Raw genomic sequence first — 16,831 nt, forward strand, 5'->3', positions numbered from 1 at the left:
CCAAAAAACCGAAGCCCGCCTTTCACATCGACAGGACGAGACTGATGCCCGCGACCACGACACCGGACGAGAAGCCGCTCTTCGGCCGCCCCTGGATCTTCATCCGCGGCGTACCTTCGCTGAAATTCCTGCCGCCGGAAGGCCCGCTGGAAGTAGCATTCGCTGGACGCTCCAATGTCGGGAAGTCGTCGCTTATCAACGCCCTCGTCGGCCACAGGGGCCTTGCGCGAACGTCGAACACGCCCGGCCGCACGCAGGAGCTCAATTATTTCGTACCTGAAGGCTACTCCGGCGAAGGCGGCGACCTGCCGCCAATGGCGCTCGTCGACATGCCGGGTTATGGCTATGCCCAGGCGCCTAAGGACCAGGTGGATGCCTGGACGAAGCTCGTCTTCGACTACCTGCGCGGACGCGCGACACTGAAGCGGGTCTATGTGCTGATCGACAGCCGCCACGGCATCAAGAAGAACGATGAGGAGGTCCTGGATCTGCTCGACAAGGCTGCCGTGTCCTATCAGATCGTCCTCACCAAGACCGACAAGATCAAGGAGGCCGGCGTCCCGCGGCTGATCTCCGAGACTGCGGAGAAGATCCGCAAGCGGCCGGCCGCCTATCCCGAGATCATCGCCACCTCCTCGGAGAAGGGAAAAGGGCTGGACGAGCTGCGCCATACCATTGCAAGGACAGTTGGCTACTCAACCGTCTGACGACGTGTTCCATCTGCTCCAAACCTGCGCTAGAACGCGCCGAACCAAATCACAGGGATTCCCATGAGCGCGACCGACAGCGAACTCCAGGCGAAACTTCTGGCCCAGGCGCTGCCCTACATGCAGCGCTACGAGAACAAGACAATCGTGGTGAAGTATGGCGGCCATGCCATGGGCGACACCGAACTCGGCAAAGCGTTCGCGGCCGACATCGCACTTCTAAAGCAATCCGGCGTCAACCCGATCGTTGTCCATGGCGGTGGGCCGCAGATCGGTGCGATGCTCAACAAGATGGGCATTGAATCCAAGTTCGAAGGTGGACTGCGGGTCACCGATGCGAAGACCGTCGAGATCGTCGAGATGGTCCTGGCCGGCTCGATCAACAAGGAGATCGTCGCGCTCATCAACCAGACGGGCGAATGGGCCATCGGACTTTGCGGCAAGGACGGCAACATGGTCTTCGCCGAGAAGGCTAAGAAGACTATCGTCGATCCGGACTCCAACATCGAACGGGTGCTGGATCTCGGCTTCGTCGGCGAAGTGGTGGAGGTGGACCGGACCTTGCTCGACCTGTTGGCAAAGTCGGAGATGATTCCCGTCATCGCGCCCGTTGCTCCAGGCCGAGACGGCGCGACCTACAACATCAACGCCGACACCTTTGCTGGTGCCATCGCCGGCGCGCTGCGCGCGACGCGCCTGCTGTTCCTCACGGACGTCCCAGGCGTCCTCGACAAGGACAAGCAGCTCATCAAGGAACTCTCGGTCGCCCAGGCACAGGCGCTGATCAAGGACGGCACAATCTCCGGCGGGATGATCCCAAAGGTCGAGACCTGCATCGATGCGATCAAGGCGGGCGTGCAGGGTGTTGTCATCCTCAACGGCAAGACGGCGCATTCCGTCCTGCTCGAGATCTTCACCGAGCATGGCGCCGGAACGCTGATCGTTCCCTGATCAGATAAGGACCAGCGCCAGGATCCCCAGCACGATCAGCACGCAGCCGGTGAACTCCAGCCGGTTGATGTGCTCCTTGAAGATGAACACGGACGACGCGAAGGTGAAGAGCATTTCCACCTGCGCCAGCGCCTTGATGACGGCTGCCGGCTGGAGCGTCATGGCTGTGAACCAGCCGAAGGAGGCGGTTGCGCCCACGAAACCGACCAGCAAGGCCGGTCGCCAGGCCCCGACGACCCTGCTGAGTTCCTGTCGCTCCCGCAGGACGATCCAGACGAGCATGGCGATCGCCTGCATGATGATCACCACCATCAGGGTATAGCCGGCCTGAACGACAGGATCGGGTACGGGCAGACTCGGCGCCAGCGACAGGGATGCATAGCGGTAGGAGACACCGGAGATGCCGAAGAGGAAGCCCGACATCAGGCCGATGATGGCCGTGCGGCTGCCGATGGAGGTGATGAGCGACTTCGCGGTCAGCTCGGTCCTTGCCACCGAAATCAGCATGACGCCGACAACCGAGATCGCAATCGCGATCACCGTACCCACGGTCACCGTCTCGCCGACCAATACGAGAGCGACAAGAGCAGCCTGCGCCGGTTCCGTGCGCGAATAGGCCGTGCCGACAGCGAAGTTCCGGAAGGCGAAGATATAGACGAGAAGGAAGGTAGCACCGATCTGCGCCAGGCCGCCGGTGATCGACCAGAGCCAGAAGGGCAGGTTCGGGGAAGGCATCGGCCGGCCGAGGCCATAGTGCAGGATTGCCATGTAGGCGAGCGCAAACGGGACGCCGTAGCCGAAGCGCACGAAGGTCGCACCCGTTGTGTTCAGGCGGCCGCGCAGATGCTTCTGAAGGGTCGAGCGCATGTTCTGCAGAAAGGCTGCGCCAATGGTGATCGGTATCCAGAGTTCCATGCCATTGGCCGCTACCACTCCCGCAGCGCTTCGCCAAGATCACTTTCCGGCGGCACTGGAGTTTGCCGTTTTCTTTCCCTGCCGGACGGTGCATAAGGCGGCATGACCAAGCCGAAGACTACGCCTGTCGCCGCCGATTTCGCCCATGTCCGGGACTGGGTATTCGACCTCGACAACACGCTCTACCCCCACCACGTCAACCTGTTTGCCCAGATCGACCAGAACATGAGCGCCTTCGTGGCTGAGCTCTTGCAGCTTGAGCCGGATGAAGCCCGTGCGTTGCAGAAGCGTTACTACCACGAGCATGGAACAACCCTGCAGGGTCTGATGCTGAACCACAACATCGATCCCAACGACTTCCTGGAGAGGGCGCATGCGATCGACTATTCGGCGCTGCTGCCGCATCCGGAACTCGGAAAGGCAATCAAGGCACTGCCCGGCCGCAAGTTCATCTTCACGAACGGAAGTGTTCCTCATGCCGAGGCGGCTGCGCGGGCGCTCGGAATTCTCGACCACTTCGACGACATCTTCGACATCGTCGCCGCGGACTACGTGCCGAAGCCGGCCGGCGAGACCTATGACAAGTTCGCCAATCTCCATCGCGTGGATACACGCCATGCCGCCATGTTCGAGGACCTGCCGCGCAACCTCAAGGCTCCGAAGGCGCTCGGCATGCGCACCGTGCTTTTGACGCCACGCAACCTGGACGACGTCCTGATCGAGCGCTGGGAGGTGTTTTCGGAGGAGGACGACCACATCGACTACCTCACGGATGACCTCCAGGCCTTCCTAGCCGCTCTCACCGCGGGCTGACGACCTTACCGAAAGTTCATCCAGATTACCGATGTTTAAGTGGTTCTTCCAGCGGGCTGGCCATAGCTTGAGGCTATAGAGCAACCGAGGAAGGAGCCTCTCCATGAAGACCCGCAAGATCGTACTGGCATCGCTCGCCGCAGTCCTGGTCGCCGGCACCGCCCTGCCGAGCTTCGCAGGCCCTGGGCGGGATGGCCCCGGCCGGCAAGCCGGCAGAGGCGGCATGATGCAGGAGATGATGTTCGTCCGCCTGCTGAAGACGGCAGATGCCAACAAGGATGCGAAGATCACCAAGGAGGAGGTTGCGGCAAGGCAGGATGCCCTGTTCAGCGAGATTGACGCCGACAACGACGGCAACCTGATCCCTGGTGAACTACGCACTTATCGCGACGCCAAGATGGAAGACGTCCGCAAGGAAAGGGCCGAACGGCGTGAAGAGCGCCGCAAGGAGATGGCCGAGAGCCGTCAGGATAACGATGACATGCACCAAGGCCTGCGCGGAGAGCGCGGCGAGCGTCGCCATGACGGCGGACGGTGGGGGATGCACCACGGCCGAATGGGAGGCCAGATGGGTGGCTTCCACCTGGTTCGCCAGGCCGACACCGACGAAAACGGCCAGTTCAGCAAGGCCGAGGTCACTGCCGCCGTGGACAAGCTGTTTACCCGCATGGACCGCAATGGCGACGGCGTGATCACCATCGACGACATGCCGGACCGCCCCTTCTAATCGCCCCGATTAGAACGGCACGTCGTTGAACCCGCCCCACCGCCAGGGGCGGGTTTCTTTTCCTCTAGTGTTCGTAGAAGTCGCCGATGATCTTCCAGGCCTCGTCCGCTGTCTCGACGAAGCTGATGAGGTCGATATCCTCCGGGGCAATGGTCCCGAAATCGGCCAGCGCCTGCCAGTTGACGATCCGGTGCCAGAACTCCTTGCCGAAAAGGATGAAGGGGATGCGCTCCATGCGGCCGGTCTGGATGAGCGTCAGCCCCTCGAACATCTCGTCCAGCGTGCCGAAACCGCCGGGAAAGATGGCGATTGCCTTGGCGCGCATCATCAGGTGCATCTTGCGGATCGCAAAGTAATGGAAGTTGAGGCTGAGATCGGGCGTGACGTAACGGTTCGGCGCCTGCTCGTGTGGTAGCACTACGTTGAAGCCGACCGTAGGCGCTCCGGCCTCGGATGCTCCGCGATTTCCGGCCTCCATCACGCCCGGGCCGCCGCCGGTCACCACGACGTATTCCTGATGGTCATATTTCTCACCGTGCAAGGCGCAGAGATGGGCGAATTTGCGCGCCTCCTCGTAATAGGCGGAGGCCGCCTCAAGGTTCTGGCGCTGGGTCTCGTTGCGGGCTGCCCAGGCGGCCTGCCCCGGCGCCGGAATACGTGCTCCGCCGAACAGCACGACCGTGGATCTTATACGCCGCTCGGCGAGGATCATTTCAGCCTTCAGGAGCTCCAGCTGAAGGCGAACGGGACGCAGTTCCTCGCGCAACATGAAGTCGTCGTCGGCATAGGCGAGGCGATAGGAGGGCGACATGGACTGCGGCGTCTGGGGCACGCCGGCGGCGCTCCGCCGGTCGGTCGAACTGTCCTTCAACGGATCCCAGACGCCATCCTTGCGCCGCGGGCCATCCTTCTTCATCTTCGCCATGTCCTGCCTTTCAAGTCCGACGCGAGGCGCCAATTCACGTTGACGGTGCGGTGGCGGTCGCTTAGATCAATTACCATCATTTGGCCAGCCGCCGACCATCCCGACCATCCTACGCAAGCGACGTTAAGGACTTCCCATGAGCAGCACGGATCTCGCCTCCCTGGAAACCTCGATCGAGACCGCCTTCGAACAACGAGACGGCGTATCTGTTTCCACAAAGGGAGAAATCCGCGACGCCGTCGATACGGCACTCGACCTGCTCGATTCAGGCAAGGCCCGCGTCGCCGAGCGCCAGGCCGACGGCACGTGGAAGGTCAACCAGTGGCTGAAGAAAGCGGTGCTCCTGTCGTTCCGCCTCAACGACATGGAAGTGGTCAAGGGTGGACCGGGCCAGTCTACGTGGTGGGACAAGGTACCTTCGAAGTTCGAGGGCTGGGGCGAGAGCGAGTTCCGAGCGGCCGCGTTTCGGGCCGTGCCGAATGCCGTGGTCCGCCGCTCCGCCTTCATCGCACCAAACGTCGTGCTGATGCCCTCCTTCGTGAACCTTGGCGCCTATGTCGGCGAAGGGACGATGGTCGACACCTGGGCAACGGTCGGCTCCTGCGCCCAGATCGGCAAGAACGTACACCTTTCCGGTGGCGTCGGCATTGGCGGCGTACTGGAGCCGATGCAGGCCGGACCTACCATCATCGAGGACAACTGCTTCATCGGTGCCCGCTCGGAAGTCGTCGAAGGCTGCATCATCCGCGAAGGATCGGTCCTTGGCATGGGCGTCTTCATCGGCAAGTCCACCAAGATCGTCGACCGCGCCACTGGTGAGATCACCTATGGCGAAGTGCCTCCCTATTCGGTGGTGGTCGCCGGCACGATACCGGGCAAGCCCTTCCCTAACGGCGAACCGGGTCCGAGCCTTTATTGCGCCGTCATCGTCAAGCGCGTCGATGAGAAGACCCGCTCCAAGACCGGTATCAACGAACTTCTGCGGGACTGATCAGAGCCCATGTCCGCCACCAATCCCGTCAACAATCTCCAGGCGCTCATTCGCTGCCCTTCGGTCACTCCGGCGGAAGGCGGTGCGCTTTCGGTGCTCGAGGCGATGCTTGCGCCCCTCGGTTTCAAGGTGGAGCGGGTTGTGGCGCGGGCGGAGGGGACGCCGGACGTCGAGAACCTGTATGCCCGGATCGGTTCCGGCGGACCGCACCTCATGTTTGCTGGTCACACGGATGTGGTTCCCCCCGGCAACGAGGCAGACTGGTCCCATCCGCCGTTCGCGGCAGAGATCTCCGACGGAATGCTGTTCGGCCGCGGCGCGGTGGACATGAAGGGTGGTATCGCCTGCTTTGTGGCGGCGGTGGCGCGTCACATCGAGAAGCATGGTGCGCCGGAAGGGTCCATCTCCTTCCTGATCACCGGCGACGAGGAAGGACCGGCGATCAACGGCACCGACAAGCTGCTGCAATGGGCGGCAGAGAAGGGCGAGAAATGGGACGCCTGCCTCGTCGGCGAGCCGACCAATCCCGATGTGCTGGGGGACATGATCAAGATCGGCCGGCGAGGGTCTCTGTCGGGTCGCATCACGGTGCAGGGCGTCCAGGGTCATTCCGCCTATCCGCATCTTGCGGACAATCCGATCCGCGGCCTGCTGCAACTCACGCACGCGCTGATGGACGAGCCGTTCGACCACGGGACCACGAACTTTCCGCCGTCCAACCTCGAGGTCACGACGATCGACACCGGCAACCCGGCCGTGAACGTCATCCCGGCCAAGGCCACGGCTGCGTTCAACATCCGCTTCAACGATACCTGGACCGCGGACAGCCTTCAGTCCGAGATCATCCGCAGGCTGGAAGCGGCAGCGGCCGAAGGCAGCCTTCGGCCGGGGCGTGACCCGGTGCGCTACGAGATCGTCTGGAACGAGCGGCCGAGCCATGTCTTCCTGACGCGAAACGACGCGCTGATCGAATCCCTGTCGCTGGCGGTGGAAAAGATCACCGGTCGGCGCCCTGCCCTCTCCACCACGGGAGGAACCTCCGACGCCCGCTTCATCAAGGACTATTGCCCGGTCGTCGAGTTCGGCCTCGTCGGGCAGACCATGCACATGGTCGATGAGCGCGTGTCGGTCGAGGACCTCGAGACGCTCACGAATATCTACGGCAGTTTCATCGCCAACTGGTTTGCGCATGCCCGGAGCGCTTGAGGTCAGGTTCTACCTCGGCGGCCTCTGGCAGGTCATCCGCGGGGATGCCGCCGGCCTGCGCCGCCTCGACATTTCCGACCGCGGCCTCATGCGTTCCTTCTGGGCGATCATCTGGTGCCTGCCGGCGATGGCCATCTCATGGTTCTGGTGGCGCGCGCTCTTCCTGCGCGGTATGCCCAGCGACACGGAAGTAGGCGGCATGTTCTTCCTGCGCCTGGCCATGCTCGAACTCGCCAACTGGATCGTGCCGCTGGTGCTGGTCGGCCTGATGGCCTGGGGACTTGGGCTCGGTCGGAAGTATTACGCAATGGCCGTGGCGGTAAACTGGCTGTCCGTGCCCTTTGCCTACGCCTATGCGGTGCTCAGCCTTCTCCTGTTGTTCGCGCCGGGACTGACAGGCTTGCTGTCGCTGATCTGGCTCGCACTGATGATCGGCCTGGTCTTTTCCATATCGCGCATCTTCAGGACCATCTGCGGGCCCAGCCCGCTGATGGTGGCAACGCTGACCATGGTGCTGATCGTGCCGACCATGCTGCTGTCGGATACGCTGGAGCGCTTTCTCGGCATTTATCCGGGCTGAAGCTCACGCTTCGTCGCCGGGATAGTCGACCTTCATGAAGTAGAGACCTTCGGGGGGCGCCACCGGCCCGCATTCCTTCCGATCCCTTGCCTCCAGCGCTGCTCGTACATCGGCAGGCGACATCTTCCCCTCGCCCGCGAGCTTCAGCGTGCCGGCAAAGGAGCGGATCTGGTTGTGCAGGAAGCTCTGCGCGGACGCGCGGATCTCGATCAAGTCCCCCTGCCTCGTCACGTCCAGCCGATCGAGGGTGCGAACCGGACTGGTCGCCTGGCAGTGGGCAGAGCGGAAGGTGGTGAAGTCATGGTGGCCGACCAGCATCTGGGCGGCGGCATGCATGGCATCGTGATCGAGAGGCTTGGGCACCCACCAGGCACGGTTGGCTTCAAGTGCCAATGGAGCCGGGCGGTTGATGATGCGGTAGAGATAGTGCCGCCTGACCGCCGAGAAGCGGGCGTCGAAGCTCTCGTCCACCGCCGCGACCTCGATGACGGCAACCTTCTCACCTGCCATGCCGAGATGCGCATTCAAGGCGTTGCGAAGCGTGTAGGGCTTCCAGTCGCGCGTCAGGTCAGCGTGGATCACCTGGCCTATGGCGTGCACGCCCGAATCCGTCCGTCCGGCACCGCGGATGGAGACGGTCTCCCCGGTCAGCGACAGGATGCCGTTCTGGAGTGCAGCCTGGACCGAGTGGCCGTTCTCCTGCATCTGCCAGCCGACATAGGTCGTACCGTCATATTCCACGGTCATGCGGAAACGCGGCATCAGCCAAGCCTCGTGCCGGCGGGAAGCGGTGTTCCGCGCAGGAAGTCTGCGGCCGCCAGCGGCCTTCCGCCGGCCTTCTGCAGCCGCGTCAGTCGGAGTGCGCCGCTGCCGCAGGCAATGGCGAGCCTCTCGTCAAGAACCGCGCCAGCAGCACCCTGCCCCTCGGCAAGTTCCGAGGAGAGCACCTTGATGCGCTCGGGACGGTCAGTGAACTCGACCTCGAACCATGCCCCCGGAAAGGGGGAAAGGCCCCGAATGTGATTGTGCACCTCGCGAGCCGGTCGAGAGAAGTCGATGCGCGTCTCGTTCTTGTCGATCTTGGAGGCATAGAGGACGCCCTCTTCCGGCTGCGACGTCAGCGGCAGGTCGCCCTCTTCCAGTCGCTGCATCGCCTCCACCATGGCGCGGGCGCCAACCAGCATCAACTGATCGTGGAGTTCGCCAGCCGTGGTGTTCTCGCCGATCTCCACCTCGCGGGTGAGCGCAACGGGGCCGGTGTCCAGCCCCTTCTCCATCTTCATGACCATCATGCCGGTCTTCCTGTCGCCGGCCATGATCGCGCGCTGGATCGGTGCGGCGCCGCGCCAGCGCGGCAGCAGAGAGGCGTGGCCGTTGTAGCATCCAAGCCTCGTGCCGTTGAGGATTGCCTCCGGCAGCAGCAGGCCGTAGGCGACGACCACCGCCACATCAGCCGTGAAGCTGCGGAACTGCTCGCGGTCAGCCTCATCCTTGAAGTTCAAAGGTGTAAAGACCGGGATACCCAGAAGCTCTGCCGCCTGGTGGACGGGGGACTTCTGCAGGTCCAGTCCACGGCGTCCACCTGGACGCGGCGGCTGGCTGTAGACCGCCACGATGTCGTGGCCGGCGTCCTTCAGCGCGCGGAGCGTCGGAACCGAAAACTCTGGCGTTCCCATGAAGATGATGCGTAGCGCCATGCTGCGTGCGCTCCTTGCCGGCGGCTGCTGCCGCCATGTTCGTTGACCCCGCGTGGCCCGCTTTTACGCGCGGGCGCGGGCAGCCTTGGTGAACTTCTTGATCACCATCTCCCTCTTGAGGCGCGAGATGTGATCGATGAAGAGGACGCCGTTCAGGTGATCGATCTCGTGCTGAAGGCAGGTCGCCAGGAGGCCATCAGCCTGGAGCGTCTGCTGCTTTCCCTCGCGATCGATATAGTCCACCGTCACCGCAGCCGGTCGCTCCACTTCCGCATAATAGTCAGGAATGGAAAGACACCCCTCCTCGTAGACCGAACGCTCGTCGGACGACGCGACGATCTGCGGGTTGATGAATACGAGCGGCGAGTTGTCCTCATCCTCCTTGGAGACGTCGATCACCAGCAGGCGGCGGGGCACACCGATCTGGATCGCCGCAAGCCCTATGCCCGGCGCGTCATACATCGTCTCCAGCATGTCGTCGGCGAGACGCGTGATTTCGGAATCGACCTGCTCCACCGGCTGGGAAACCTGGCGCAGGATCGGGTCGGGAAGGATGATGAGGGGCTTGATGGTCATGGCCTCCCATAGCGCATCTTTTTGCCGGATGGAACAGGATTGCCGCTGACCAGCGGCAACAGCAGAAGGAAGAATGTTCACGATTTGATCTTTCCGCGCAAATCATTTCTGCTAGTGTGTCGGCATGAACAGCCTCACCCCAATCCTCCAGGATCTTGCAGCCGATTCCTCCAACGCCGTCTGGCTCCTCGCAGTTTTCTTCGCAGCACTCTGCCTAACAGCCGTCGGACTTGCTCTCAGTTCGCGCCGCAGGAGTGCAGAGCAGGCACGACAGGCCGCCCAGTCGGAGGCCCGCCTCGCAGAGCTGATGCGGTCACAGGCGGAGATGCAGGGACGGCTTGTGACCATGGCAGAGACGCTCTCCCAGAAGCAGGCGGAACTCAATCATGCGGTGAACCAGCGACTGGACGGCATGACCCACCGGCTCGGGAGCACGATCACCGAACAGACGAAATCGACGCATGAAAACCTTCGCCTGCTGCAGGAACGGCTCGCGGTCATCGACGCGGCACAGAGCAATATCCAGACCCTGGCGAAGGATGTGGTCGGATTGCAGGCGATCCTGTCGAACAAGCAGACGCGCGGTGCCTTCGGGCAAGGGCGGATGGAAGCAATCATCGCGGACGGATTGCCGATGGGCGCCTACGAATTCCAGGCCACGCTTTCCAACGGCAAGCGGCCTGACTGTCTCGTGCGAATGCCAAATGGCGCATCGCCGCTGGTGATCGACGCGAAGTTCCCGCTGGAGGCGTGGAATGCGTTTCGCGATACAGCGGCGCCCGAGGCGCGCAAGGCAGCTGCAGTACAGTTCCGTCGTGATCTCGAGGTTCATGTCCGGGATATTGCCGAGAAATACCTCATCACCGGCGAGACACAGGACATGGCCTTCCTGTTTGTACCGTCGGAGTCCATCTTCGCGGAGATCCACGAGCATTTCGACGGCGTGGTGCAGAAGGCCCAGCGGCTGAAGGTGGTGATCGTCTCACCCTCGCTGCTGATGCTTTCTATCCAGGTCATCCAGGCGGTGCTCAAGGATCAGAGGATGCGCGAGCAGGCGCACCTGATACAGGCCGAAGTGGCACTCCTGATGGAGGACCTGTCACGGCTCGACGACAGGACCCGCAAGCTGCAGGGGCATTTCCTGGCGGCGCAGCGGGATGTCGACCAGATCCTCACCTCGTCGGACAAACTCGTCCGGCGCGGAGCGAAGATTGGTGCGCTCGAACTCGAGCAGGCGGTCGAGGCGACAGGCGAACCCGACGAGCCTCGCGCGGTGGAAAGCCGGACCGGGCTCCTGAAGCTGCGGGTGGTTGACGAGGAGTAAGCGGCTCGGGCAGTGTCGCCAGCAAATTCTGACGATGCAGAAAGAGCAGCCATGATCACCGTCTTCGGATCCATCAACATGGACCTGATCGCCAACACCGAACGCCTGCCGGAACCGGGTGAGACGGTGGCCGGAACCAGCTTCGCCACAGCCGCCGGTGGCAAGGGCGCAAATCAGGCGCTGGCTGCACGGCGGGCCGGGAGCTTCGTGCGCATGGTAGGGGCCGTCGGCAAGGACGGGTTTTCCAAGCCGGCGCTTTCACTTCTCGATCAGGCGGGTGTCGACCTGGCCGCCGTCGATCATGTTGACGGTCCAACAGGTACGGCTCTCATTCTGGTGGGTGGCACTGGTGAGAACATGATTGCCGTCGTTGCGGCGGCGAACGGAACTGTTAACGAGCGACAGGCCCGCGCGGCGGTCAAGGCGATGTCGGCGGAAGACGTGTTGATGCTCCAGCTGGAAGTTCCGGCGGCTGCCGTCGAGGCGGCACTGCAGGCGGCGAAGGCGAAAGGCATCCGGTCGATCCTCAACACCGCGCCGCTCACGGCGGATGCTGCAAGACTGGCGAAACTCGCCGACGTGGTCATCACCAACGAGACCGAGTTCGAGCTCCTCGCGGGCCAGGCGGATCTGCGGCCCAACGAGCGGGAAGACCTGCTGCGGAAGATGCATGCCGAGACGGGGCAGACAGTGATCGTGACGCTCGGGGCCGAAGGCGTGGTCGCTGCGCAGGACGGCCAGCTGTTTCATGCACACGGCCTCGACATCCAGCCGGTAGACACGGTAGGCGCCGGCGATACATTTTGCGGCTATCTCGCCGCCGGCATTGATAGCGGTCTCACCTTCGCAGAAGCCTTGCGGCGCGCCGCCATTGCCGGCTCGCTCGCCTGCCTAAAGCCGGGAGCGCAGCCGTCCATACCGACTGCGGCGGACGTGGCCAGCCGCCTCTAGAGCCGACCGACACGCTCCGTCAGCAGATCGAAGAAGCCGTCGGCATCGACGTGTCGCATGACCATGGCGTTCGGTTTGCGCCCGGAAACCCGCCACCAGTCGACGACGGTCATGCCGACCGTCAACTCGGACTGCGTCTCGATCTCGACATTGCAGTGGCGACCGGAGAAGAGCTCCGGCTTCAGCAGGTAGGCGATGACGGTCGGGTCGTGCAGCGGACCGCCATCGGAACCGTACTTCTCCTCGTCGAAACGCTCGAAGAAGGCGAGCCAGTCTACCAGCACCTGTGCCGGACGCGTGCCGAGCGCGGCGATCTTCGCCACGCGGTCCTTGCGGGTCAGGAGTTGATGCGTGACGTCGAGCGGCATCATCACGATCGGAATGCCCGATCCGAAGACTGCCGCGGCCGCTTCCGGATCGACATAGATGTTGAATTCGGCAGCGGGCGTGATGTTGCCGCCTTCGAAGAAGCCGCCGCCCATCATCACCAGTTCCCTCACGCGGCCGGCAATGGCCGGCTCCATCTGCAGTGCGAGCGCAACATTGGTCAGCGGACCGAGCGTGCACAGAGTGACGCTACCGGCTGGCTCGCGCATCACCGTTTCGACGATGAAGTCGACCGCATGCTGCGAGCGCACCGCCATGTTGGGTTCCGGCAGTTCCGCACCATCCAGGCCGGTGCGGCCATGAACGTGCTCGGCTGTGACCTGCTTGCGCAGGATCGGGTGCATTGCGCCTTCGAAGACCGGCATGTCGGATTGCCCGCAGAGTTCGCAGACGATCCTCACATTCCGGCTGGTCAGTGAGAGCGGCACGTTTCCCGCTACCGCGCAGAGGCCTAGTACATCCAGTTCATCGGGGCTGGCGAACGCTAGCATGAGCGCGGCGGCATCATCCTGTCCCGGATCGGTGTCGATGATGATCTTCCTACGCTGTGCCATGCTGGAGCCCCGTTTCTGTCCGGCGTGTAGCTACACCGCCAGAACGCCTGAGGCAATGGATCCGCCTTCTGTCCATGCTTGCGTTTAAGGCGCGGCGTTCCCATATTTCGGCCGTGGCCGGCGCCATTGAGGGCCGGAGTTGCGGTCGCTTCAAAAGGACTGAGAATGAGCCGAATCACACCGTTCGCCAGCCCACTTCTCCTGGGCTTCGATGCGATGGAGAAGACGCTGGAGCGCCTGGTCAAGGCGAATGATGGATATCCGCCCTACAATATCGAGCGGATATTTCCGGACTCATCTGGCGCTCCCGATCGACTCCGCATCACGATTGCGGTCGCGGGTTTCTCCCGGGACGAACTCGACATCACGGTCGAGGAAAACCAGCTGGTCATACGCGGACGTCAGGCAGAGCCGCCCGAGCGGGATTACCTTTACCGAGGCATTGCCGCACGCCAGTTCCAGCGGATGTTCGTTCTTGCGGACGGGATGCAAGTCGATGGAGCTGCTTTGAAAAACGGCCTGCTTTCCGTGGACCTGGTCCGACCCGAACCTGCCCGGATGGTGCGAAAAATTAACATTTCCGTCCCAGAGTAGAGCAACGACATCATCGTCGTGACGCCCTCAATGCTGGAGGCTGGAATGCTCCTGAAAGAAGCGAATACGCAGCTGACCGAATCGGAACTTGCCCATCTGGGTGCCGGAGAAGTCGGCTACATTCGCAAGATCAGATACGAAGACGTGTCGCGTTGTTTCCCCGAAGCGCCGTCCATGGACCCCAATCTTGATCTCTGGGCACTTTTCGGTGCCGACGGCACGCCCATCCTGCTGACCGACAACCGCTCGAGCACATTCTTCAAGGCGGCTGAGGACGACCTTAAGACGGTCAGCCTCCACTAGAACCTCTGGATTAGACGCTTCGAAACGTAAGATAGGCGGACGAACGCCCCTCTCTGCGCGCCTTGGCCTCGTATCGCGTGCCGGGCCAGCCGGCGAAGGGCGTCAGCCAGTCCGAGGCGTCCTGGGCAAGCCATTCGAACCCCCCGTGGTTTCGGCAGTGGATCAACGTCCAGTTGACATAGGTATCGATGTCGGAGGCAAAGAGAAACAGTCCGCCCGGCTTCAGGACGCGGTGGAACCGCTCAAGGTTCACCTGCGACACGAAGCGGCGCTTCCAGTGCTTCCGCTTCGGCCAGGGGTCCGGATAAAGAAGGTCGATACGATCGACTGACGCCGGCGGAAGCCAATCCAGAACCTGCGTCGCATCATCGTCGTAGAGGCGGATATTGCGCAGGTCGAGATCCGTGACCCGCCCCACAAGTTTCGCCATGGAGTTGACGAAGGGTTCCACGCCGATGAAGCCGGTGACGGGGCTCTCCTGGGCCCGATGCACCAGATGCTCTCCTCCCCCGAAGCCGATTTCCAGCCGGACCTCGTCGACAGGAACCGAAAACAGATCCGCGAGCCTCGCCGGCGTAGGCGCCCCCAGATCCAGCTTCAGCGCCGGCAGTACCGTTGCCAGACTTTCCGCTTGGCGATCGCGTAGCGGCTTTCCCTTGCGCCGGCCAAAGAAGGCTTCGGTGGCACGGCCAGGGTGGTGTCGATCGGTCATCGTGGGTCTTTCAACAATAGAAAAGCGGACGGCTTGAGAGCCATCCGCTTTACAGTCTTCACAACGGATCCGTAAAGGCCGGTCAGGCAGCCTTCAGCGCTTCCTTCAGCGGCTTCACGAGATCAACCTTCTCCCACGCAAAGGAACCATCACGTCCGGGCTTACGGCCGAAATGGCCGTAGGCCGCGGTCTTCGCGTAGATCGGCTTGTTCAGGTCGAGATGGCGGCGGATGCCGGATGGCGACAGATCGATGACCTTGCGGATAGCCGCCTCCACCTGTTCCTCGGTAACACCCTTTCCGGTTCCCCCGAGGTCCACGTAGATCGACAGGGGCTGGGCGATACCGATCGCATAGGCAATCTGGATTGTGCAACGATCAGCCAGGCCGGCTGCAACGACATTCTTTGCAAGGTAACGAGCGGCGTAGGCAGCCGACCGGTCCACCTTGGTGGTGTCCTTGCCGGAGAACGCGCCGCCGCCATGGGGGGCAGCACCGCCATAGGTGTCCACGATGATCTTGCGGCCGGTCAGGCCGGCGTCTCCATCCGGACCGCCGATGACGAATTTGCCGGTCGGGTTGATGTACCACTTGCAGTCATCCGAGATCTTGAGGTCACCCAGAGCCTCGCGAATGTAAGGCTCGACCACGGCGCGCACCTTCTTGGAATCCCAACTTTCGTCCAGATGCTGTGTGGAGAGCACGATGGAGTCGACGCAAGCCGGCTTGCCGTTCTCGTAGCGTACGGTCACCTGGCTCTTGGCGTCAGGGCCGAGCTTGGCGGCATCGCCTTCGCCCTTCTTGCGTGCCGCAGCGAGTAGCTGGAGAATGCGGTGCGAGTAGTAGATCGGCGCCGGCATGAGATCGGGGGTCTCGCGGCAGGCATAGCCGAACATGATACCCTGGTCGCCCGCGCCTTCATGACCCTGCTTGTCGGCAGCGCTGTCAACGCCCTGTGCAATGTCTGCCGATTGCGAATGCAGGAGGACGTCGACCTTCACCGTGCGCCAGTTGAAGCCATCCTGCTCGTAACCGATGTCGCGAATTGCCTTTCGCGCCGCGGAGCGGAACTTCGACGGATTGATGACGTCGCGGCCTTCCTTGTCCTTCTTCATCAGGCTCGGCGGGAGCCGCACTTCACCGGCAATGACCACCCGATTGGTGGTCGCGAGAGTTTCGCATGCCACCCGCACCGTCCATGGGTCTATCCCCGTCTTTGCCGCTTCCCGGTAGATGAGATCGACGATCTCGTCCGAGATCCGGTCGCATACCTTGTCAGGGTGACCTTCCGAAACCGATTCACTGGTAAAGAGATAGCTCTCACGCATGCGGGATTCCCCTCAAGAAAAGAAACAGCCAACCTCTTAGTGGCTCACCCCGCCAAAAACAAGGACATAAATATATCTTTATATCTGAAATCGCGCCTTGCCGTGCCTGTCGGCATAAAAAAAAGCGGCCCAGCGGCCGCTCTTCAAGACATTCAGAATATTACTCGTCAGCGTCGGCGGCGAGCGCCTTTACCAGATCGACAATCCGCCGCCTGACCTTCGGATCTGAAATCTTCACGAAAGCCCGGTTGAGCTGAAGACCTTCAGATGAGGAGAGGAAATCGACCACGAAGTTCGAGCTCGACGCCTCCTCCATCCCCGCAGGGGAAGCACGGTTTTCCCCGGGGGCGTCCTCAAAGAAGAAGGACACAGGCACATTCAGAATGCTGGAGATGTTCTGCAGGCGGCTTGCACCGACCCGGTTCGTGCCCTTTTCATACTTCTGGATCTGCTGGAAGGTAATGCCGAGGCTCTCCCCCAGTTTCTCCTGGCTCATACCGAGCATAGTGCGGCGAAGACGAATCCGACTTCCAACATGGATGTCGATAGGATTCGGCTTCTTCTTGTTTTCAATCATCACTCTGTCCTGAC

The 16,831-nt window shown here is 62.3% G+C and carries 20 protein-coding genes; 11 read left to right on the forward strand and 9 right to left on the reverse strand.

Going from position 1 to position 16,831, the window contains the following annotated elements; genetic code table 11:
* Positions 1 to 44: 44 nt before the first annotated feature.
* Together yihA and argB are read left to right on the forward strand one after the other, a co-directional pair.
* Entirely contained in the window at positions 45 to 707 is a 663-nt protein-coding gene (gene yihA, locus FN060_RS13060; RefSeq protein WP_142588521.1) for a ribosome biogenesis GTP-binding protein YihA/YsxC, read from the forward strand.
* Between the two features lie 63 nt (positions 708 to 770).
* The gene (gene argB / locus FN060_RS13065; protein WP_077547470.1) at positions 771 to 1,658 is read left to right on the forward strand and encodes an acetylglutamate kinase; all 888 of its coding nucleotides are present in this window, start codon (positions 771 to 773) and stop codon (positions 1,656 to 1,658) included.
* Here argB and FN060_RS13070 read toward each other — a convergent pair whose 3' ends face one another.
* Complete coding sequence (locus FN060_RS13070) at positions 1,659 to 2,573, reverse strand: DMT family transporter (protein ID WP_142588522.1); 915 nt, start codon at positions 2,571 to 2,573, stop codon at positions 1,659 to 1,661.
* Between the two features lie 102 nt (positions 2,574 to 2,675).
* Between FN060_RS13070 and FN060_RS13075 the strand changes: the two genes are divergently transcribed.
* Both FN060_RS13075 and FN060_RS13080 read left to right on the forward strand, forming a co-directional pair.
* Positions 2,676 to 3,386 carry a pyrimidine 5'-nucleotidase gene (locus tag FN060_RS13075; RefSeq protein WP_142588523.1) on the forward strand — a complete coding sequence of 237 codons (711 nt, stop codon included), beginning with the start codon at positions 2,676 to 2,678 and terminating at the stop codon, positions 3,384 to 3,386.
* A gap of 103 nt (positions 3,387 to 3,489) precedes the next feature.
* Complete coding sequence (locus FN060_RS13080; protein ID WP_142588524.1) at positions 3,490 to 4,113, forward strand: EF-hand domain-containing protein; 624 nt, start codon at positions 3,490 to 3,492, stop codon at positions 4,111 to 4,113.
* Positions 4,114 to 4,177: 64 nt separating this feature from the next.
* On the opposite strand, the gene FN060_RS13085 is transcribed toward FN060_RS13080, so the two are convergent.
* A complete protein-coding gene (locus FN060_RS13085; protein WP_052636675.1) occupies positions 4,178 to 5,038 on the reverse strand; it encodes an LOG family protein in 861 nt (286 codons plus the stop codon).
* 136 nt (positions 5,039 to 5,174) lie between these two features.
* Here FN060_RS13085 and dapD point away from each other — a divergent pair, with 136 nt between their 5' ends.
* From dapD to FN060_RS13100, 3 genes are read left to right on the forward strand one after another with little or no spacing between them, the layout of a single operon-like run.
* Complete coding sequence (gene dapD, locus FN060_RS13090; RefSeq protein ID WP_142588525.1) at positions 5,175 to 6,029, forward strand: 2,3,4,5-tetrahydropyridine-2,6-dicarboxylate N-succinyltransferase; 855 nt, start codon at positions 5,175 to 5,177, stop codon at positions 6,027 to 6,029.
* A gap of 9 nt (positions 6,030 to 6,038) precedes the next feature.
* Positions 6,039 to 7,235 (forward strand): succinyl-diaminopimelate desuccinylase, encoded by a 1,197-nt coding sequence (dapE, locus tag FN060_RS13095; protein WP_142588526.1) that lies wholly within the window; start codon positions 6,039 to 6,041, stop codon positions 7,233 to 7,235.
* On the forward strand, positions 7,219 to 7,815 hold the full coding sequence (locus FN060_RS13100) for a hypothetical protein (RefSeq protein ID WP_142588527.1): 597 nt from the start codon (positions 7,219 to 7,221) through the stop codon (positions 7,813 to 7,815). The genes dapE and FN060_RS13100 overlap by 17 nt, the downstream gene beginning before the upstream one ends.
* A gap of 3 nt (positions 7,816 to 7,818) precedes the next feature.
* Here the strand turns inward: FN060_RS13100 and truA are convergent, their stop codons facing one another.
* The 3 genes from truA to def all read right to left on the reverse strand — a co-directional run bounded on the left by truA (position 7,819) and on the right by def (position 10,088).
* The gene (truA, locus tag FN060_RS13105) at positions 7,819 to 8,577 is read right to left on the reverse strand and encodes a tRNA pseudouridine(38-40) synthase TruA (protein WP_077547463.1); all 759 of its coding nucleotides are present in this window, start codon (positions 8,575 to 8,577) and stop codon (positions 7,819 to 7,821) included.
* Positions 8,577 to 9,512: a methionyl-tRNA formyltransferase gene (fmt, locus tag FN060_RS13110; RefSeq protein WP_142588528.1), complete on the reverse strand. Its 936-nt coding sequence runs from the start codon at positions 9,510 to 9,512 to the stop codon at positions 8,577 to 8,579. Before fmt ends, truA begins: the two co-directional genes overlap by 1 nt.
* Before the next feature lie 63 nt (positions 9,513 to 9,575).
* A complete protein-coding gene (gene def, locus FN060_RS13115; RefSeq protein ID WP_142588529.1) occupies positions 9,576 to 10,088 on the reverse strand; it encodes a peptide deformylase in 513 nt (170 codons plus the stop codon).
* A gap of 124 nt (positions 10,089 to 10,212) precedes the next feature.
* Here def and FN060_RS13120 point away from each other — a divergent pair, with 124 nt between their 5' ends.
* Both FN060_RS13120 and FN060_RS13125 read left to right on the forward strand, forming a co-directional pair.
* Positions 10,213 to 11,412 (forward strand): DNA recombination protein RmuC, encoded by a 1,200-nt coding sequence (locus FN060_RS13120; RefSeq protein ID WP_142588530.1) that lies wholly within the window; start codon positions 10,213 to 10,215, stop codon positions 11,410 to 11,412.
* A gap of 51 nt (positions 11,413 to 11,463) precedes the next feature.
* Positions 11,464 to 12,363 carry a ribokinase gene (locus tag FN060_RS13125; protein WP_142588531.1) on the forward strand — a complete coding sequence of 300 codons (900 nt, stop codon included), beginning with the start codon at positions 11,464 to 11,466 and terminating at the stop codon, positions 12,361 to 12,363.
* Here FN060_RS13125 and FN060_RS13130 read toward each other — a convergent pair.
* The gene (locus FN060_RS13130; protein ID WP_142588532.1) at positions 12,360 to 13,304 is read right to left on the reverse strand and encodes a nucleoside hydrolase; all 945 of its coding nucleotides are present in this window, start codon (positions 13,302 to 13,304) and stop codon (positions 12,360 to 12,362) included. The two genes, FN060_RS13125 and FN060_RS13130, sit on opposite strands and share 4 nt — an antisense overlap.
* Positions 13,305 to 13,469: 165 nt before the next feature.
* Here FN060_RS13130 and FN060_RS13135 point away from each other — a divergent pair, with 165 nt between their 5' ends.
* Both FN060_RS13135 and FN060_RS13140 read left to right on the forward strand, forming a co-directional pair.
* Positions 13,470 to 13,898 carry an Hsp20 family protein gene (locus tag FN060_RS13135; protein WP_142588533.1) on the forward strand — a complete coding sequence of 143 codons (429 nt, stop codon included), beginning with the start codon at positions 13,470 to 13,472 and terminating at the stop codon, positions 13,896 to 13,898.
* Positions 13,899 to 13,943: 45 nt separating this feature from the next.
* Positions 13,944 to 14,201, forward strand: coding sequence for a BQ00720 family protein (locus tag FN060_RS13140; RefSeq protein ID WP_052636655.1), 258 nt, complete (start codon positions 13,944 to 13,946; stop codon positions 14,199 to 14,201).
* 10 nt (positions 14,202 to 14,211) lie between these two features.
* On the opposite strand, the gene trmB is transcribed toward FN060_RS13140, so the two are convergent.
* From trmB to FN060_RS13155, 3 genes are all read right to left on the reverse strand, one after another.
* Positions 14,212 to 14,913, reverse strand: coding sequence for a tRNA (guanosine(46)-N7)-methyltransferase TrmB (gene trmB, locus FN060_RS13145; RefSeq protein WP_142588534.1), 702 nt, complete (start codon positions 14,911 to 14,913; stop codon positions 14,212 to 14,214).
* An 82-nt stretch (positions 14,914 to 14,995) separates the two neighbouring features.
* Complete coding sequence (gene metK, locus FN060_RS13150) at positions 14,996 to 16,240, reverse strand: methionine adenosyltransferase (protein WP_142588535.1); 1,245 nt, start codon at positions 16,238 to 16,240, stop codon at positions 14,996 to 14,998.
* A 160-nt stretch (positions 16,241 to 16,400) separates the two neighbouring features.
* On the reverse strand, positions 16,401 to 16,817 hold the full coding sequence (locus FN060_RS13155) for a helix-turn-helix domain-containing protein (RefSeq protein WP_052636651.1): 417 nt from the start codon (positions 16,815 to 16,817) through the stop codon (positions 16,401 to 16,403).
* Positions 16,818 to 16,831 lie beyond the last annotated feature (14 nt).

The organism is Pseudorhizobium halotolerans (genome assembly GCF_902153235.2).
GTDB lineage: Bacteria > Pseudomonadota > Alphaproteobacteria > Rhizobiales > Rhizobiaceae > Neorhizobium > Neorhizobium flavum.